Genomic DNA, 18588 nt, shown 5'->3' with positions numbered 1-18588 from the left:
CCCCCATGCCTGCCGCCCACTGCACCGAAGTCGCCCCGCCAACGCCGGCCCAAGCCGAGCGCGATGCCTGCCTGGCGCAGGCGGCTGTGGCGGTGGTCATTCCCTGCTACAAGGTCAGCGCGCACATTTTGGAGGTGCTGCAGGCCATGCCTGCGGGCGTGCGCCACGTGCTGGTGGTGGACGACGCCTGCCCGCAGGGCAGCGGCCAGCTGGTGCAGCAGCAGGTGCGCGATGCGCGCGTGCAGGTGCTGTTTCACACCGAGAACCAGGGCGTGGGCGCGGCTGTGATGAGCGGCTACGCGCGCGCGCTGGAGCTGGGCGCGCAAGTGGTGGTCAAGGTCGATGGCGATGGCCAGATGGACCCGGCGCTGATCCCCCGGTTCGTGCAGCCCATCGTGCGCGGCCAGGCCGACTACACCAAGGGCAACCGCTTCTACCGCCCCGAGTCGCTGCGCAGCATGCCCGGCGTGCGCCTGCTGGGCAATCTGGTGCTGTCCTTTCTCACCAAGCTCAGCAGCGGCTACTGGCCCAACATGGATCCGACCAATGGCTACACCGCCATCTCGGCCAAGGTGCTCAGGGCGCTGCCGCTGCAGCGCATCGCCCGGCGCTACTTTTTCGAGACGGACATGCTGTTTCGCCTGGGCACGCTGCGCGCCGTGGTGCGCGACGTGCCCATGGACGCGGTGTATGCGCAGGAGGTCTCGAATTTGAAAATCCGCCAGGTGCTGCCGCAGTTCCTGCTGGGCAACCTCTCGCGCGCGCTCAAGCGCTATGCCTACAGCTACTGGGTGCGCGACTTCAACCTGGGCTCGCTCTACAGCGCCATGGCCTTGCTGCTGCTGGGCTTTGGTTTGCCCTTTGGCATCTACCACTGGCAGCACAGCATTGCCACCGACGTGCCGGCCAGCAGCGGCACAGTGATGCTGGCCGGCCTGACGGTGATGGTGGGCGTGCAATGCCTGATTGCCTTCTTGCACTACGACGTCAGCAACGTGCCCACGCAGCCCATTGCCGATGCGCTGGAGTGAGCGCCTGCGGCCGCAAAGACCGGCGGCGCCCGGCGGGCAAGCCAGGGAAAACCCCAGTGCAAGAAAAAGTTCAAATTCAAGCATTGATTGACATTTGACTTGCTTGCTTCTGTTACAAATCTGCTGGGCTTTCCAGTGAGAAATGCGAGCAAGGTCGGCATGCCGTTTTGCGCCGAGCTCTGAAAAAAATCCGAAAGCCCAAGGCCCGGCCCGGCGGCGGGGTGGTTGCGCTTTGCAATCTTTGTGTGCCCGCCCGTGCCCGCCGGCCGTTGTGGATGGTTTGCAGGCAGCGCCTGCGGCCGTACCGTCAAGAAGAAGAGGGTTTGTCATGACTATTGCATCGTCCCCACCGCCGGAAAAAGAGGCGCAAGCCGCGCCTGCCGCGCCGCACAGCGCGCCCGATGCCGCAGCGGCGCAGGCCAGAGCACTGCCGCCGGCGCCACAGCCTCCATCCCAAGCCCTGCCTTCGCTGGGCGCGCTGCTGGGCCTGGGCTCGGCCGTAGCTTCGCACACCCTGCGCAGCTCCAGCGGCCTGGCTGCCATGGTGGCCTTTACGCTGGCCGCCTGCGGCGGCGGGGGCGACGATGCGGCCCCGCCCGCGCCAGGCATACCGCCTGCGCCTGGCCCCAACCCTGGGCCCACGCCCGCTCCGGTGCCAGGCGGCTCTCCGCAAAACCCGCCGGTGCCCGGCCCGCCGCCAGACCCGAACCGCCCGCCCGCACCCATTCCCCCGGCCCCGGCACCCACGCCTTCGCCCGCGCCTACGCCATCGCCAACCCCAGGCCCAGCGCCTGCACCAGCGCCGACCCCTGGCCCGGCCCCAGCCCCAGGCCCGGTGCCTTCGCCAGCGCCATCTCCGTCACCATCCGTGCTGCGGCCCCAGACGCCTGCCCAGGCGGCCTCGTTCATTCTGCGCTGCCAGCATTACGTGACGGAAGAGGACATCGAGGACATCCAGCGCATGGGTTACGAGCCCTGGCTGGATGCGAAGCTGGCCGCGCCGCAAAAAGAGATCACTGGCTGGGACTGGAGCCTGCGAGAGAAGCTCAACACCCTGGAGACCATCAACTACCAGGATGTGCCCTACATGATGTGGTACCTGCTGATGAACCCCATCGACGGGGTGCGCAAGCGGGTGGCGCTGGCCTTGTCGGAGATCTTCGTGGTTTCCACGGTGGAGCTGCGGGGCGAGTCGTCCCAGTTCAAAGTGGCGGCGTATTGGGATTTGCTGATGCGCAATGCCTTTGGCAACTACCGCACGCTGTTGACCGATGTCTCGCTCAGCCCGGCCATGGGCTCGTACCTGAGCAGCCGTGGCAACCGCCGCGCCAATCCGCGCACGGGCCGCATCCCCGATGAGAACTACGCGCGCGAGGTGATGCAGCTGTTTTCCATCGGCCTGTACGAGCTCAACCAGGACGGCAGCCTGAAGATGGCCGGTGGCAAACCGATTGAGACCTACACGCAAGAGACCGTGAGCAACATGGCGCGCATCTTCACCGGCTGGGACTACGACATGACGGGCCACACAAAGGGCACGAACCCGATGCGCGAGCGCAACCCCATGGCCCTCAGGCCCGATTTGCACTCGCCCGAGGACGTGACGCTGTTTGGCCAGACCATGGCTGGCTCCGAGCCGGCGCGGCGCAAGCTCGACTGGGCGCTGGATCTGCTCTTCAACCACCCCAACGTCGGGCCCTTCATCGGCCGCCAGCTGATTCAGCGGCTGGTGACCAGCCATCCCAGCCCGCAGTACGTGGCGCGCGTGGCTGCGGCCTTTGCCAACAATGGCCGCGGCGAGCGCGGCGACATGAAGGCCGTGCTCAAGGCCATCTGGCTGGATCCGGAGGTCATGGCCGTCACGCAAGGGCAGGCGTTGCCCAACGACTTTGGCAAGCTGCGCGAGCCCATGCTGCGCATCGCCCAATGGGGCGCGACTTTCAAGGCGCGCAAGAAGGCCAGCTCGACATCGCGGCTGTCTTTCCCATTGCCCTTGTTCATGGAGGAGATTGGCCAGCACCCGCTCAACAGCCCGACGGTGTTCAACTTCTTCCGCCCTGGCTATGTGCCGCCGCAAACGGCCATGGCAGCGCGGGGTATGACGGCGCCGGAGTTCCAGATCCTCGATGAATACACCGTGGCCAGCTACATCAATGTGGTGGCCGAGTTGGTGCGCGATGACCGGCAGGTGGTGGGCGACTACAGCCGCGAGATGCCCATGGCCGACGAGCCCTCGCGCCTGGTGGCGCACCTGAACCTCATGCTCACAGGCGGCCAGCTCTCGCAGCGCAACTTCGAGCGCATCGTCCGGGCCGCCGAGGCCATTGCCGTCAAGGATGAAGCAAGCCGGAAAAACCGTGTGCGCACAGCCATCTTCATGGTGATGTGCTGCCCCGAGTACATCGTTCAGAAATAAGAAAGGGTGTCAGTCATGGATGATTTCAACAAGACTTCGCGCCGTGCCTTCCTGCGCCGCCTGGGGCACTTGGGGGTGGTTGGCAGCGCTGCGCCCTGGGCCTTGAACCTGGCTGCTATCGGAGAGGCCGCAGCCTTCAATGCCGGCAACGATTACAAGGCCCTGGTGTGTGTTTTTTTGGTCGGCGGCAACGACAACGGCAATACGCTGATTCGCGTCGATAACGATGGCTATGCGTCTTACGAGACCATGCGCACCGAGGAGTTTGCCATCCCGCGCGCCGAGCTTGGCGCCACCACGCTGGCGGCCAACACGGGGCAAGCTGGTGACCAACGCTTTGCGCTGGCGCCGCAACTGAGCGGCCTGAAAAAACTCTACGACCAGGGGGTGCTGGCCATTCAGCAAAACGTTGGCCCGCTGATTGTGCCTACCACGTTGGCCGATTACAAAGCGCGCAGGGTGCCGCTGCCGCCCAAACTGTTCTCGCACAACGACCAGAGGTCGATCTGGCAGGCCTCCAACCCGGAAGGGGCCGTCAGGGGCTGGGGCGGGACGTTGGGTGATCTGGCGCTCTCCAGCGGCGCCACCAATGCCACTTTTGCCTGCATTTCGGCGGATGGCAAGGCCGTGTTCCTCGCTGGCCAGGCCGCGCTGACTTACCGCATCAGCACCGACGGTGCCGCTCAGGTCAGGGACTTGATCGGCAGCCGCGCTGGTGTTTGCAGGAATGTGCAGGAGTGTTCGGACATCTTGCGCGAAATGATCACCGAGACGCGCGCGCACATCCTGGAAGATGAGGTCAACCGCATGATGCGGCGCTCGATCGATGCCAGCGACAAGGTCGACGCGGCCTTGCAGCAGCACGGCGCCGACAGGTTCAGCCGCATGCCCAATACCACCTTGGGCAAGCAATTGAAGATCGTAGCTCGCCTGATTGCTGGCCACACCTCGCTGGGCGTGCGCCGGCAGGTGTTCTTCGTCTCCCTGGGCGGCTTCGACCACCACGTGGGCCTGAACACCACGCACCGGGGCAAGCTCAAGGAAGTCAACGACGCGCTCGTGCAGTTCTACGAACACATGAGCGACATGAACATGGCCGACAAGGTCACGGCCTTCACCGCCTCGGAGTTCGGGCGCTGCATGGTCACCAACGGCAATGGCTCCGACCACGGCTGGGCGGGCACGCACTTCATCATCGGCGGCGCGGTCAAGGGCGGCAAGATCTATGGCACGACGCCCAGCTACCTCACTGATAAGGACTTCAACGAGGAAACCGGCCACGACATAGGCCAGGGCCGCGCCATTCCCACCACCTCGGTGGACGAATACGCCGCCACCCTGGCGCGCTGGTTCGGCGTGAGCGATTCGGAGATGCGCCTGGTGGTGCCCAATATCGGCAACTTTGCCAGCTCCAACCTGGGCTTTTTCCGATGAGGCCGCGCTGAGATTTTGAACAGGCCTGAGGCCCTGGGCCAAAACCGATGCCGACTGGGCGCGGGCTGCGGTTTGCAGCCTGGCCCCCAAGCAGCGCTGTTTTGCCCAAGGCGTCCAAGCCGCAATGATCGATGAACTGCCCGCAGGCCATGTGGCGGTGTTGGCTTGAGCCAGCCGCATGCAGCACAGCTGCGGGTTTGAAATTGACAGTAAAAGGGCTGTTGCCATGAAGATTGAATCACCACAAACCGAGCAAGAGCCACGGCCTGAGCAGCCGGGCCAGCCAATGCCGCAGCGCGAGCCTGCGGCGAGCACGGCCCAGGCGGTGCCTGCGCCGCCTGCCGATGCCGCGCAGATTTCGCTGGGCAGCCTGCTGGGCGTGGGCTCCGCCCTGGCTGGATCGGCGCTGCGCAGCTCCAGCGGCCTGGCGGCCATGGTGGCCTTTACCCTGGCCGCCTGCGGCGGCGGGGGCGACGATGCGGCCCCGCCTGCGCCAGGCATGCCGCCAGCGCCCGGCCCCAACCCGGGCCCAACACCGGCGCCCGCGCCGGGTGGCGCGCCGCAAAACCCGCCAGTGGCCGGCCCACCGCCAGACCCGAACCGCCCGCCCGCGCCCATTCCGCCGGCCCCGGCGCCCGCGCCTGTGCCCACACCGCCGCCGGCACCCACGCCCGCGCCCACACCTTCACCCGCGCCCACACCTTCGCCCGCGCCAACACCAGCGCCGGCTCCAGGCCCGGCGCCAGCTCCAGGCCCGGTGCCTTCGCCAGCGCCCAGTCCATCGCCCTCACCGTCGCCATCCGTGCGGCGGCCTCAAACGCCCGAGCAGGCGGCCTCGTTCATTCTGCGCTGCCAGCATTTCGTGACGCCAAAGGACATCGAGGACATCCAGCGCATGGGCTATGAGCCCTGGCTGGATGCGCAGCTGGCCGCGCCGCAGCGCGAGATGACCGGCTGGCAATGGGCCATGCGCGAAGGCCTGAACACCGAGGAGCACCTCAACACGCAGCACACGGGCTATATGTCGTGGTTCATGCTGATGAACCCCGTCGATGGCATGCGCAAGCGGGTGGCGCTGGCCTGGTCGGAAATCCTCGTGGTGGCCAGCCGTGAGGTATTGATCGAGTCCCCCACCTTTGCCATGGCGGCGTATTGGGACTTGCTGATGCGCAATGCCTTTGGCAACTACCGCACGCTGCTGGGCGAGATTTCGCTCAACCCGGCCATGGGCGCGTACCTGAGCAGCCGCGGCAACCGCCGCGCCAATCCGCGCACGGGCCGCATCCCCGATGAGAACTACGCGCGCGAGGTGATGCAGCTGTTCTCCATCGGCCTGCATGAGCTCAACCAGGACGGCAGCCTGAAGCTGGCAGGCGGCAAGCCGATCGAGACCTACACGCAGGAGACCGTGACCAACATGGCGCGCATCTTCACCGGCTGGGACTACGACGAGAGAGGCCACGTGCGCGCCACGAACCCGCAGCGCGTGCGCAACCCCATGGCCCTCAAGCCCGACTGGCACGCCACCGAGGACGTGACGCTGTTTGGCCAGACCATGGCGGGCTCCGAGCCGGCGCGGCGCAAGCTGGACTGGGCGCTGGATCTGCTGTTCAACCACCCCAACGTCGGACCCTTCATCGGCCGCCAGCTGATCCAGCGCCTGGTCACCAGCCACCCCAGCGCGCAGTACGTGGCGCGCGTGGCGGCGGCCTTTGCCAACAACGGCCGCGGCCAGCGCGGCGACCTCAAGGCCGTGATCAAGGCTGTGCTGCTGGACCCGGAAGTGATGGCCGCCACCGAGGGCCAAGCCCCCAGCGACTTTGGCAAGCTGCGCGAGCCCATGCTGCGCATTGCCCAATGGGGCGCGACCTTCAAGGCGCGCAAAAGGCCCGGCGCGCCCAACAGGGCCTCCTTTCCCATGTACGACCTGACGGAATACGTAGGCCAGACGCCGCTCAACAGCATGTCGGTGTTCAACTTCTTCCGCCCTGGCTACATCCCGCCGCAGACGGCCATGGCGGCCAAGGGGGCCACGGCGCCGGAGTTCCAGATCCTCGATGAATACACGGTCGTGGGTTACATCAACACCATGAATGCGCTGCTGCGCAGCTGGCACCAGGTGGAGGGCGACTACCGCCATGAGCTGACGATGGTGGATGAGCCCCTGCGGCTGGTGCGCTACCTGAACCTGATACTGGCCGGTGGCCAGCTGTCGCAGCGCACGGTCGAGCGCATTGCCCAGGCGGCCGAATCCGTCTGGATTGGCGGCGGCGATGAGTCACGCACCAACCGCGTGCGCGCAGCCATCTTCATGGTGATGTGCTGCCCCGAGTACATCGTGCAGAAATAACAAAGAAAAGGTGCCAATCATGGACGATTTCAATACCACTTCGCGCCGCGCCTTCCTGCGCCGTTTCGGGCAACTGGGGCTGGCCGGTGCGGCTGCGCCCTGGGCGATGAATCTGGCAGCCATCAGCGAGGCCGCCGCCTTCAATGCCGGCGGCGATTACAAGGCCTTGGTGTGCGTGTTCCTCTACGGCGGCAACGACAACGGCAACACGCTGATCCGCGTCGATGATGCCGGCTACGCCTCCTACGCGAAGATGCGTGCGGGCTTTGCCACCGCGCGCGCCAGCCTGGCGGCCACCACGCTGGCAGCCAGCGCAGGCCAGCCCAGCGGCCAGCGCTTTGCGCTGGCGCCGCAGCTGGGCAAGCTGAAAAAGCTCTACGACCAGGGGGTACTGGCCATCCAACAAAACGTCGGCCCGCTGATCGTGCCCACGACGCTGGAGCAATACCGCAGACGCTCGGTGCCGCTGCCGCCCAAGCTGTTCTCGCACAACGACCAGCAGTCCGTCTGGCAAAGCTCGCACGCCGAAGGCTCGGTCAAGGGCTGGGGCGGGGCCATGGGCGATTTGGCGCTGGCCAGCGGCGCGACCAACTCCACCTTTGCCTGCATCTCGGCCGCAGGCCAGGCGGTGTTCATCTCCGGCCAGAGCGCGCTGACCTACCGCATCAGTACCCAGGGCGCGGCGCGGGTGCGCGATTTCAACAACCAGTCCGGCGGCTGCATCGGCACCAGGCAATGCCAGGACGTGCTGCACGAGTTGGTGACCGAGGCGCGCCCGCACATGCTCGAAGAAGAACTCAACCGCATGATGCGCCGCTCCATGGCCGCCAGCGACCAGGTCGATGCCATGCTGGCCATTGGCACGGAGGACAAGGTCTCGGACATCCCCGATACCAATTTGGGCAAGCAGCTGGCCATCGTGGCCCGGCTCATCGCCGGCAACCGCGCCATTGGCGTGCGCCGCCAGGTGTTCTTCGTCTCGCTGTCGGGTTTTGACGACCACGCCCTGCTCGCCACGCGCCACCCGGAAAAGCTCACCGAGCTCAACGACGCGCTCTATGGCTTCTACGAAAGCATGCGCAAGCTGAACATGGCCGAGCAGGTCACAGCCTTCACCGCCTCGGAGTTCGGGCGCTGCATGGTCACCAACGGCAATGGCTCCGACCACGGCTGGGGCAGCACCCACATGGTGCTGGGCGGTGCGGTCAAGGGTGGCATTTACGGCAAGACGCCGATCTACCACGTCGATGCGGACTACGACCCCAGCACTGGCCTGGACGTGGGCCAGGGGCGCATGATCCCCACCGCCTCGGTGGACGAATACGCCGCCACGCTGGCGCGCTGGTTCGGCGTGAGCGATTCGGAGATGCGCCTGGTCGTGCCCAATATCGGCAACTTTGCCAGCTCCAACCTGGGATTCTTTGGCTAACCGCACAGGTCTCAAGCGCCTTGTGGGCTTGGGGCGATTGGGCGTTGCGCTGGGGCCTGGCCTTGCCGCCAGGCTAGGCTGCAGCGCCTTTTCATGGTCTGCGACACCTTGAGTCGTCATAGGGGGTACGCGATGTCGAGTTCATCCTCTCGCCCGCTGGGTGATGCACCAGGCCCGCTGGCTGGGCAGAGCAAGCCAGAACAGGCCCAGCCAGCTGCCTTGCCTGCTACGGCACCGCAAGGCAGGCACTTGCTGGGCAGCCTGCTGGGTGTTGGCGCGGCGCTGGGTTCGCCAGCGCTGCGCAATGTCGGCAGTCTGTCGACCATGCTGGCCTTTACCCTGGCAGCTTGCGGCGGCGGGGGCGATGGTGCGGCCCCGCCCGCGCCGGGCATGCCGCCTGCGCCCGGGCCCAACCCCGGCCCGAGCCCGGCGCCCACACCGGGCGGCGCGCCGCAAAACCCGCCAGTGGCTGGCCCGCCGCCAGACCCGAACCGCCCGCCAGCGCCCATTCCGGCCCCGGCGCCCGCGCCCGTGCCGACACCGCCGCCGGCACCTACGCCCACGCCTTCGCCTTCGCCCGCGCCAACCCCTGGCCCGGCACCAACGCCCGCGCCGCCTGGCCCGACGCCATCGCCCACGCCGGCGCCAAGCCCGACACCTGCCCCGGCCCCCACGCCAACGCCCAGCCCAGCGCCTGCGCCAGCCCCCAGCCCGGCGCCAGCACCGGGCTTGCCCCGGCCACAAACGCCCGCCGAGGCGGCGACCTTCATCCTGCGCGCGCAGTACTACGTCACCGAGCAGGACATCGCCGACATCCAGCGCCAGGGCTATGAGCCCTGGCTGGATGGCAAGCTGGGGGCGGCGCAGTCGGAGATGACGGGCTGGGACTGGCTGCTGCGCGAGGGGGCCAACCGCATAGCGGCCCTGTACTCGCACGAGTTCGCCACCCACATGATGTGGGCGCTGCTGATGAACCCTGTCGATGGGCTGCGCAAGCGGGTGGCGCTGGCGCTGTCGGAGATCTTCGTCATCTCCAACACCGGGCTGCCCATCGAGTCGCCTTCGTTTGCCGTGGCCGCCTATTGGGACATGCTGATGCGCAATGCCTTTGGCAACTACCGCACGCTGCTGGGCGATGTCTCGCTCAGCCCGGCCATGGGCGCGTACCTGAGCAGCCGCGGCAACCGCCGTGGCGATCCGCAGACCGGTCGCATCCCCGATGAGAACTACGCGCGCGAGGTCATGCAGCTGTTCTCCATTGGTCTGCATGAGCTCAACCAGGACGGTAGCCTGAAAATGGCAGGCGGCAAGCCGATTGAGACCTACACGCAGGAGACCGTCACCAACATGGCGCGCATCTTCACCGGTTGGGACTACGACGAGAGAGGCCATGTGCGCGCCACGAACCCGCAGCGCGTGCGCAACCCCATGGCCCTCAGGCCCGACTGGCACGCCACCGAGGACGTGACGCTGTTTGGCCAGACCATGGCGGGCTCCGAGCCGGCGCGGCGCAAGCTGGACTGGGCGCTGGATTTGCTGTTCAACCACCCCAACGTCGGGCCCTTCATCGGCCGCCAGCTGATCCAGCGCCTGGTCACCAGCCACCCCAGCGCGCAGTACGTGGCGCGCGTGGCGGCGGCCTTTGCCAACAATGGCGCAGGCCAGCGCGGCGACATGAAGGCCGTGCTCAAGGCCATCTTGCTCGACCCCGAGGCCATCGCCGCCGGGCCGGGCAGGGCAGGGCGCACGTTTGGCAAGCTGCGCGAGCCCATGCTGCGCGTGGCGCAATGGGGCGCGACCTTCAAGGCGCGCAAAAACCCCAAAGTGGCCGCCAGCGGCACGTTCCCGCTGTGGAGCCTGGCCGAAGACCTGGGGCAAAGCCCGTTCGACAGCGCCTCGGTGTTCAACTTCTTTCGCCCCGGCTTCGTGCCGCCGCACACCGAAATGGCCACGCAGGGCGCCACCGCGCCGGAGTTCCAGATCATGGATGAGTACACGGTGGTGCGCTACATCAACCTGATGACGGCGCTGGTGCGCGACTGGTACCCCGTGGCCGGGGTCTATACCGCAGAGCTGGCGCTGGCCACGAAGCCGCAGCAGCTGGTCGAGCGCATGAACCTGCTGCTGGCCGGCGGGCAGCTCTCGCCAGAGACGGTGCAAACCATCGTGCAGGCCGTGCAGGCCGTGCCGCTGGACTGGCAGGAGGGCGACAAGAACCGGGTTTGCGCCGCCATCCTGCTGGTGATGAGCTGCCCTGAATACATTGTTCAGAAGTGAGGAAGAGGCCCAGCCATGGATGATTTCAATACCACTTCGCGGCGCGCTTTTTTGCGGCGCTTTGGCCAGCTGGGCCTGGCCGGCGTGGCCGCGCCCTGGGCCGTGAACCTGGCGGCCATGGGCGAGGCCGCGGCCTTCAACGCTCCCAGCGGCGACTACAAGGCGCTGGTGTGCGTCTTCCTCTACGGCGGCAACGACCACGGCAACACCCTGGTGCGCGTGGACGATGCCGGCTATGCCGCCTACGCCCGGATGCGCCAGTCGCTGGCGCTGGGGCGCTCAAGCCTGGCGGCCACCACGCTGGCGCCGGCCAGCGCGCAGGCCGCAGGCCGGCAATTTGCCCTGGCGCCGCAGCTGGCCGGGTTGGGGCAGCTGTTCGATGCCGGGGCCCTGGCCATTCAGCAAAACGTCGGCCCGCTGCTCAGCCCCATGAGCCTGCCGCAGTACAAGCAAGGGGCCATGCCACTGCCGCCCAAGCTGTTCTCGCACAACGACCAGCAATCCGTCTGGCAAAGCACCAAGCCCGAGGGCTCGGTCAAGGGCTGGGGCGGCACGCTGGGCGATCTGGCGCTCTCCAGCGGCGCGAGCAACGCCACCTTTGCCTGCATCAACGCATCGGGCAATGCGGTGTTTCTCGCCGGCGACAGCGCGCTGGCCTACCGCATCGGCGTGGACGGCAGCGAGCAGCTGCGCGACTTCAACGGCCTGTGGGGCGCGTGCAGCAACAACGCCACCTGCATCAGCGCCTTGCGCACGCTGATCACCCAATCGCGCCAGCACATGCTGGAAAACGAGCTCAACCGCTTGATGCGCCGCTCGCTGCAGGCCAGCGACGTGGTGCAGAACGCGCTGAGCACTGCGCCTGACAGCCTGGCGGCGGCCATCCCCAAAAGCACACTGGGCAAGCAGCTGGCCATGGTGGCCAGGCTGATTGCCGGGCGCAACACCATTGGCGTGCGCCGCCAGGTGTTTCTCGTCTCCCTGGGCGGATTTGACAACCACAGCGACCTGCGCAAGCTGCACCCGCCGCTGTTGACCGAGCTCAACAACGCGCTGGTGGGCTTTTACGAGACCATGAAAAAGCTCGACCTGGGCCAGAGCGTGACGGCCTTCACGGCCTCGGAATTTGGCCGCTGCATGGTGGCCAACGGCGATGGCTCCGACCACGGCTGGGGCGGCACGCACTTCATCGTCGGCGACGCCGTCAAGGGCCGGGACTTGTACGGCAGCACGCCCGTGTACGAGCAGGACGCCGAGTTCGATCCGGCCACAGGCCATGACATCGGCCAGGGCCGCCTGCTGCCCACCACTTCGGTGGACCAGTACGCGGCCACCCTGGCCAAATGGTTTGGCGTGCCCGACTCGGATTTGCCGCTGGTGGTGCCCAACATCGGCCGCTTCTCGCAGCGCGATCTGGGGTTTTTCCACTGAGCATGGCCGCGCGCGCGGCGCTTGGCGCAGCGGCCTTGGCATTGCAAGCGTTCAGGAGAGAGTTTCATGAGGCACCACCAACAACTGATGCGCATCTGCGCCCTGTGCACGGCCGTGGCCCTGTCCGTCTCCGCCTGTGGCGGTGGCGATGGCGACGGGCCATTGAACCCGCCCCCGCCACCGCCCGTGGATTCGCCAGCCCCGGCGCCAACACCTGCGCCGACACCCGCGCCCGGCACGCCTGGCGGGCCCATCGCCCCTCCTGCGCCAGGGCCTGCGCCGCGACCACCTGCACCGCAGCCACCTGCGCCACAGCCTCCGGCACCGCAGCCGGCACCACAACCGCCTGCGCCTGCGCCTGAACCCCCGGCACCTGTTCCGCAGCCGCCGGCGCCTCAGCCGCCATCGCCAGCGCCGCAACCGCCCGCGCCTCAACCTCCCGCACCGGCACCGGCACCGGCTCCGCAGCCGCCCGCACCTCAACCACCAGCGCCGCAACCGCCTGCGCCACAGCCTCCAGCCCCACAACCGCCCGCGCCTCAACCTCCGGCGCCGGCTCCGCAGCCGCCTGCACCTCAACCGCCTGCGCCGCAGCCGTCAGCTCCGGCCCCTGCGCCCGTTGCGCAAAATCCATTCGACGGGCTGTACGCGCGCGACTTCCGCCTGCGCCCCTTGTCGCTGGATCCGATCGCGCCGGCGCCCAGGCCGCCGCGCGCGCAAGGGCTAGACGATGCCTTCATCGATCCGGCCTACGGCGTGCGCATCTACCGGGCCACGGCCGCCAGCGAGGCCGAGCCCGATGGCAGCGGCCTGCGCCGCGTGCGCCATTTCTACAGCCGCCGCCAGGCCTTCAATGCCGACAACAGCCGCTATCTGGCCTGGGGCGGCAATGGCGCCTGGTATCTGTACGACGCCAAGACGTTCCAGAAGATCAAGAAGATCGGCGCGCTGGGCGGCGCGGCCGAGCCGATCTGGCACCCCAGCGATCCGCGCAAGCTGTTCATGACCTCCAACGGCCAGCGCATGGTCTGGTGGGTGCTGGACGTGGAGACCGAGAACAAGCAGGTGCTGTTTGACTTCACCGGCAAGACCCCCTGGCCCGAGGCCAGCGATTACTGGACCTACAACGAAGGCACGACCAGCGCCGATGGCCGTTACATGGGCCTGATGGCCACGCGCTACGACAGCGCCAGCCAGCGCGTCAAGGTCTATGGGCTGCTGACGCTGGATCTGGTGGAAAAGAAAATCGTCGGCACGCTCGATGCCGATCGCTTTCCTGTGCCGGGCGCGCGGCCAGACCACGTCAGCATTTCCGCCAGCGGCAAGTACGTCGTGCCATCCTGGGGCAGCGCCTATGCCTACACGCGCGATTTCAGCCAGGTCAAGCAGCTGGCCAAGTACTCCGGGCATTCGGACCTGGCCTTTGGCCCGAATGGCGAGGATTTCTTCGTCTGGGCCGACGACGGCAGCGACCCGGCCACGCTGGGCCACGTGCAGGCCATCAACATCGACACGATGCAGCGCTTCCCTCTGCTGGAGATCTACCCGGCGCGCGGCGAGTTCTACGCCCTGCACATCAGCGGGCAGGCCTTTGACAAGCCCGGCTGGGTGGTGATTTCCACCTACAAGGACGGCCGCAGGTACGAGGACCCGCCCGGCTCGGGCAACGAGGTTACCGAGTTCCCCTCGCGCCACCGGCGCGCGCAGTACCAGAAGGTGATCCTGGCCGAGCTCAAGCCCGGCGGCCGGGTGCTGAACGTGGCGCACATTCGCAACTCCAACGACTTCCACCAGCTGCCCGGCGCACAGGCCTACTTCCTGGAGCCGCAGGCCAGCGCCTCACGGGACTTGAGCCGCATCATCTTCGCCAGCAACTTTGGCAGCGGCCAGCCCGAGAGCTACGTCATCGGCCTGCCCAGTTGGTTTGACAAGTAGCGCCGGCGCCGCGCTGCAGGCCAAAGGAAAAGGCGCCTTGAGGCGCCTTTCCGTTGCTTGGCTTCGATGGTGTTGATGATGGCTGCTGGCGCCGGGGCGCTGCCGCCTGTTTGTCTCCTCGGCCTCTCATGCAGCGGGGGGTCAAAGGCTTTTGCCAAGGCCTGCAAGCCCGCGCTGTGAGTGGCTGCACTATAGGGGCGGCCGGCCAGCGGGGGTATTGGGGCTTTCCCTTTCGGGGCTTTCCCTGCCAGCGCGCAGGCAGGCAGCGGAGCTGGCGCGCAGCTTTGGCAGGCTTTTGACAGCCGCTGGCTGCAGGGCCGGCATTTGCAGGGCACAATGCAGCGGTTTTTCCGCGCCACGCCCGACGCTGCAAGCCCGGGCCTGTGGCTTGCAGTTTTTTTCGCCTGTTTGCTCCCTTTGCCTCCTCGTTCTGCACCTGCTGTGACGCACCCCCAGCTCCATCTCCAATCGACGGCTGAGCATCAGCCGGCCCAGGCTTTGCTGCTGGGGCGATGGGGGGCTGCGGCATTGTCCGAGCGCCGCCGCGCCAAGGCCTTGATCGGCCAATTGCAGCGCGCGCAGCGCCAGGGCGTGGCGCACTGGGATTTGCGCCAGATGCAGGGCTTTGACTACGTCACGGCGCAATTGCTGTGGGATTGTTGGGGCCGGCAAATGCCTGCGCAGTTGCAGGCGCTGCCGCAGCAGCGCGCCATTTTGCAGCGCGTGGCCGAGCTCAGCGCCGTGCCGGCAGCCCCCCTCGAAGGCGCTAGCTGGCTGGCGGGCTTTGAGCACATCGGCCAAATCAGCCTGGGCGCCTGGGGCCATGCCGTGGGCATGGTGCAGCTGGTGGGGCAGTTGCTGATCGATGCGCTGCGCCTGCTGCGCCGGCCTCTGCGCGGGCCCTGGCACGATGTCTCGGCCCATTTGTTTCGCATGGGCGCGCAGGCCCTGCCCATCACGGCGCTGGTGGGTTTTCTGATCGGTGTGGTGATCGCCTACCTGCTGGCTCTGCAGCTGCGGCAATTTGGCGCCGATGCCTTCATCGTCAACATCCTGGGCATCTCGCTGACGCGCGAGCTGGGCCCCTTGCTGGCGGCCATTTTGGTGGCCGGGCGCTCGGGCTCGGCCATCACGGCGCAGATTGGCGTGATGCGCGTCAATGAGGAGCTTGACGCCATGCGCGTGATGGGCATCTCGCACGGCTTCAGGCTGGTGCTGCCGCGCGCCATGGCGCTGGCGCTGGCCATGCCGCTGGTCAGCCTGTGGACGACCCTGGCGGCCCTGCTGGGCGGCATCTGGGCGTCGGATTTCTCGCTGGGCGTCTCGCCGGCCTATTTCTTCCAGACCCTGCCCAGCGCCGTGCCCATTGCCAATCTGTGGCTGGGGCTGAGCAAGTCGGTGGTGTTCGGTCTGGCAATCGCCCTGATTGGCTGCCACTGGGGCCTGTGGGTCAAGCCCAATACCGAAAGCCTGGGCAATGGCACGACGGCCTCGGTGGTCACGGCCATCACGGCGGTCATCGTCATCGATGCGGTGTTCGCCATCATCTTCCGCAACGTGGGGTTTTGATGCGCACGGGCATGCAAGCTGTCGCCAAGGCCGACACCGGCGCAGGCACCGACGCCAAGGCGCTGGTGCAGATCGACAAGCTGTGGACGGTGTTCGGCCAGGGCGCCAATGCCTTTTGCGTGCACCAGGATCTGGATCTGCAGGTGCGCCGCGGCGAGATCCTGACCATCGTCGGCGGCTCGGGCACGGGCAAGACGGTGCTGCTGCGCCACATCCTGGGCCTGACGCGGCCGAGCAAGGGCACGGTGAAGATCGACGGTCTGCCGGCGGCCGAGCTGCCGGCGCAGGGCGCCTCGGCGCGCATGGGCATGCTGTTTCAGCACGGGGCGCTGTTCTCGGCTTTCAGCGTGCTGGACAACATCGCCTTCCCGTTGCGCGAGCAGGGCAGCCTGCCCGAGCAGGTGGTGCGCGATGCGGCGCTGGTCAAGCTGCAAATGGTGGGCCTCAAGCCCGAGCACGCCACGCGCATGCCTTCGGATCTGTCCGGCGGCATGATCAAGCGCGTGGCGCTGGCGCGCGCGCTCATCATGGATCCGCCGCTGCTGCTGCTGGACGAGCCCACGGCCGGGCTGGATCCGCGCGGCTCGGACGAGTTTTGCGAGCTGCTGCTGCGCCTGCACCAGGAGCTGGGCCTGACGGTGGTGATGGTCACGCACGATCTGGACACGCTCTACGCCCTGAGCACGCGCGTGGCCGTGCTGGCGCAAAAGCGCGTCATCATCGCCGGCACGCCTCAGCAGGTGGTGGCCTTCGAGCACCCCTTCATCGAACAATTTTTTCTTGGCGAGCGCGGCCGCCGCGCCCTGGAGCCAGCGCCCGCGGGCCCGGCCGCAGGCGCCGGCGCAGCCGCCAAGGCGTAGAAGAGATCGTTATGGAAAACAAATCACATGCCATTGCCGCTGGGGTGTTCGTGCTGACGCTGCTGGCGCTGTTGGCTGGCCTGGCGCTGTGGCTCACGCGCGATCAGGGCAGCTACGAGACCTACGAGCTCTCCACCCCCCAGGCCGTCACCGGCCTGCAGCCCCAGGCCGCGGTGCGCTACAAGGGCGTGTCCGTGGGCAAGGTGGCCTACATCGGTTTTGACCGCGAGGTCGAAGGCAATGTGCTGATCCGCATCGAGGTGGACGAAAACGCCCCGGTGACGCAAAACACCTTTGCCTCGCTGGGCTACCAGGGCGTGACGGGCCTGGCCTACATCGACCTGGACGACGCGGCCACGGCCTTTGCTGCCGAGCCGCTGGTGTCCTCCAGAGGCTACAAGCGCCTGCCCATGCGCCCCTCCAACCTGAGCCAGCTGGCCGCCATGGGGCCCGAGGTGATCGGAGACGTGCGCGAGACCATGGCGCGCATCAACCGCCTGCTCAGCGACGACAACCAGCGCGTGCTGATCGACACCATCGCCCAGTTCGGCCAGGCCGCGCAGGGCGCGACGCAGCTGCTGGGCCAGATGCAGGCCAGCTGGTCGCAGGACATCGCCCCGGCCGTAGCCAACCTGGGCCAGGGCATTGGCAGCAACATGCAGGCACTGAACAAGACGGCCGCCAGCATCAACGCCATGAGCCAGGAGATCACCAAGGCCGTGGCCAGCCTGGGCCGCAAGGGCGGCGTGCTCGACCAGCTGGGCCAGTCCATGCAGTCTTTTGCCGGCGTGGCCGACGAGGTCAACAGCGCCACGCTGCCGCGCATCCTGCGCACGCTGGGCGAGGTCAGCGCCGCCATGCGCGAGATCAGCCTGCTGGCGCGCGAAGTGGCCGACAACCCCCAGGCCCTGATCTATGGCCCCAACATGGCCCAGCCCGGCCCGGGCGAGCAAGGCCACGTGGCGCCGCGCCGCCGTTGATGGCCGCCGTTGATGGCCGCTGCTGTGCGCAGCATTGACCGTGCGCAGCAGCCCGCCGCGCGCGGCCTGCCTCCCGCATCTCAAGCAAGATTGCAAACCATGACTTCTACCACCATGCCCCCCCATGCACAGCCCCGCCGCCTGGCCCTGGCGGCGCTGGGCCTGAGCGCCGCGCTGCTGGGCGCCTGCTCGGCCTTGCCCACGCCCACGGCCGCGCCCGCGCTGTACGACTTCAGCGTGGCCACCGACCAGCAGGTCGATGGCGCCAAGGGCGCCGCCATGGCCGCCAGCGCGCCAGCGGCGCAATCGGGCACGCCGCAGCAGCCCGCCCCAGCGGCTGCGCCGCTGCTGCTGGGCAAGGTCAGCGCCCATGGCCTGCCGGCCAACAGCCAGGCCGTGCTCTACCGCTATGCCTATGCCGACGCCCAGCAGCTGCGCGCCTACCAGCAGGCGCGCTGGAGCCAGCCGGTGCCGCAACTGCTGGGCCAGCAACTGCGCCAGCAGCTGGAGCTGCGCCGCCCCGTGCTGGAGGAGGGCTTCAGCCCGGCGCGCTTGCGCCAGGAGCAGCAAGCGCCGCTGGCCCTGCAGGTCGATGTGCTGCAGTTCGAGCAGGTCTTCACCAGCCAGACGCAAAGCCATGCGCAGGTGCGCCTGCGCGCCACGCTGTGGGCGCCGCAGCCCCAGGGTGACCGCCTGCTGGGGCAGCGCACCTTCGAATACCAGCGCCCGGCGCCCACGCCCGATGCCGCAGGCGGCGCCTGGGCGCTGGCGCAGGCCGCGCAAGCGGCGGTGGCCGCCATCGACAGCTGGCTGAGTCAAATGCCACAAACGCCCTGAAGGCGGCAGTGGCCGCACTGCCGCCTGTGCCCTGTGCCC

The 18588-nt window shown here is 67.6% G+C and carries 12 protein-coding genes; all 12 read left to right on the top strand.

Annotation, left to right across the window (positions count from 1 at the left end; translation table 11 throughout):
• Positions 1-5: 5 nt before the first annotated feature.
• The 12 genes from CK625_RS02855 (at position 6) to CK625_RS02790 (ending at position 18549) form a co-directional block, all read left to right on the top strand.
• Positions 6-1031 (top strand): glycosyltransferase family 2 protein, encoded by a 1026-nt coding sequence (locus CK625_RS02855; RefSeq protein ID WP_095538723.1) that lies wholly within the window; start codon positions 6-8, stop codon positions 1029-1031.
• A 328-nt stretch (positions 1032-1359) separates the two neighbouring features.
• Complete coding sequence (locus CK625_RS02850) at positions 1360-3447, top strand: DUF1800 domain-containing protein (protein WP_143326154.1); 2088 nt, start codon at positions 1360-1362, stop codon at positions 3445-3447.
• 15 nt (positions 3448-3462) lie between these two features.
• Positions 3463-4881: a DUF1501 domain-containing protein gene (locus tag CK625_RS02845; protein ID WP_095538721.1), complete on the top strand. Its 1419-nt coding sequence runs from the start codon at positions 3463-3465 to the stop codon at positions 4879-4881.
• Between the two features lie 226 nt (positions 4882-5107).
• Positions 5108-7231, top strand: a complete 2124-nt coding sequence (locus CK625_RS02835) for a DUF1800 domain-containing protein (protein ID WP_143326153.1) — start codon at positions 5108-5110, stop codon at positions 7229-7231.
• A 19-nt stretch (positions 7232-7250) separates the two neighbouring features.
• Entirely contained in the window at positions 7251-8660 is a 1410-nt protein-coding gene (locus CK625_RS02830) for a DUF1501 domain-containing protein (protein WP_095538718.1), read from the top strand.
• 729 nt (positions 8661-9389) lie between these two features.
• Entirely contained in the window at positions 9390-10937 is a 1548-nt protein-coding gene (locus tag CK625_RS02825; protein ID WP_095538717.1) for a DUF1800 domain-containing protein, read from the top strand.
• Positions 10938-10952: 15 nt separating this feature from the next.
• The gene (locus CK625_RS02820) at positions 10953-12368 is read left to right on the top strand and encodes a DUF1501 domain-containing protein (protein ID WP_095538716.1); all 1416 of its coding nucleotides are present in this window, start codon (positions 10953-10955) and stop codon (positions 12366-12368) included.
• A 672-nt stretch (positions 12369-13040) separates the two neighbouring features.
• Entirely contained in the window at positions 13041-14303 is a 1263-nt protein-coding gene (locus CK625_RS02810; RefSeq protein WP_095538714.1) for a hypothetical protein, read from the top strand.
• A 441-nt stretch (positions 14304-14744) separates the two neighbouring features.
• Positions 14745-15872 (top strand): MlaE family ABC transporter permease, encoded by a 1128-nt coding sequence (locus CK625_RS02805; RefSeq protein WP_429001287.1) that lies wholly within the window; start codon positions 14745-14747, stop codon positions 15870-15872.
• Positions 15873-15883: 11 nt separating this feature from the next.
• Positions 15884-16732 carry an ABC transporter ATP-binding protein gene (locus CK625_RS02800; protein ID WP_095539049.1) on the top strand — a complete coding sequence of 283 codons (849 nt, stop codon included), beginning with the start codon at positions 15884-15886 and terminating at the stop codon, positions 16730-16732.
• Positions 16733-16743: 11 nt separating this feature from the next.
• Entirely contained in the window at positions 16744-17712 is a 969-nt protein-coding gene (locus tag CK625_RS02795; RefSeq protein WP_095538712.1) for an MlaD family protein, read from the top strand.
• Between the two features lie 99 nt (positions 17713-17811).
• A complete protein-coding gene (locus CK625_RS02790) occupies positions 17812-18549 on the top strand; it encodes an ABC-type transport auxiliary lipoprotein family protein (protein WP_238945465.1) in 738 nt (245 codons plus the stop codon).
• Positions 18550-18588: the final 39 nt, after the last annotated feature.

Source organism: Vandammella animalimorsus, from assembly GCF_002285265.1.
Classification (GTDB): Bacteria; Pseudomonadota; Gammaproteobacteria; order Burkholderiales; family Burkholderiaceae_C; genus Lampropedia.
The sequence above is the reverse complement of the archived record's forward strand: the minus strand, read 5'-3'. Positions and strand labels throughout refer to the sequence as shown.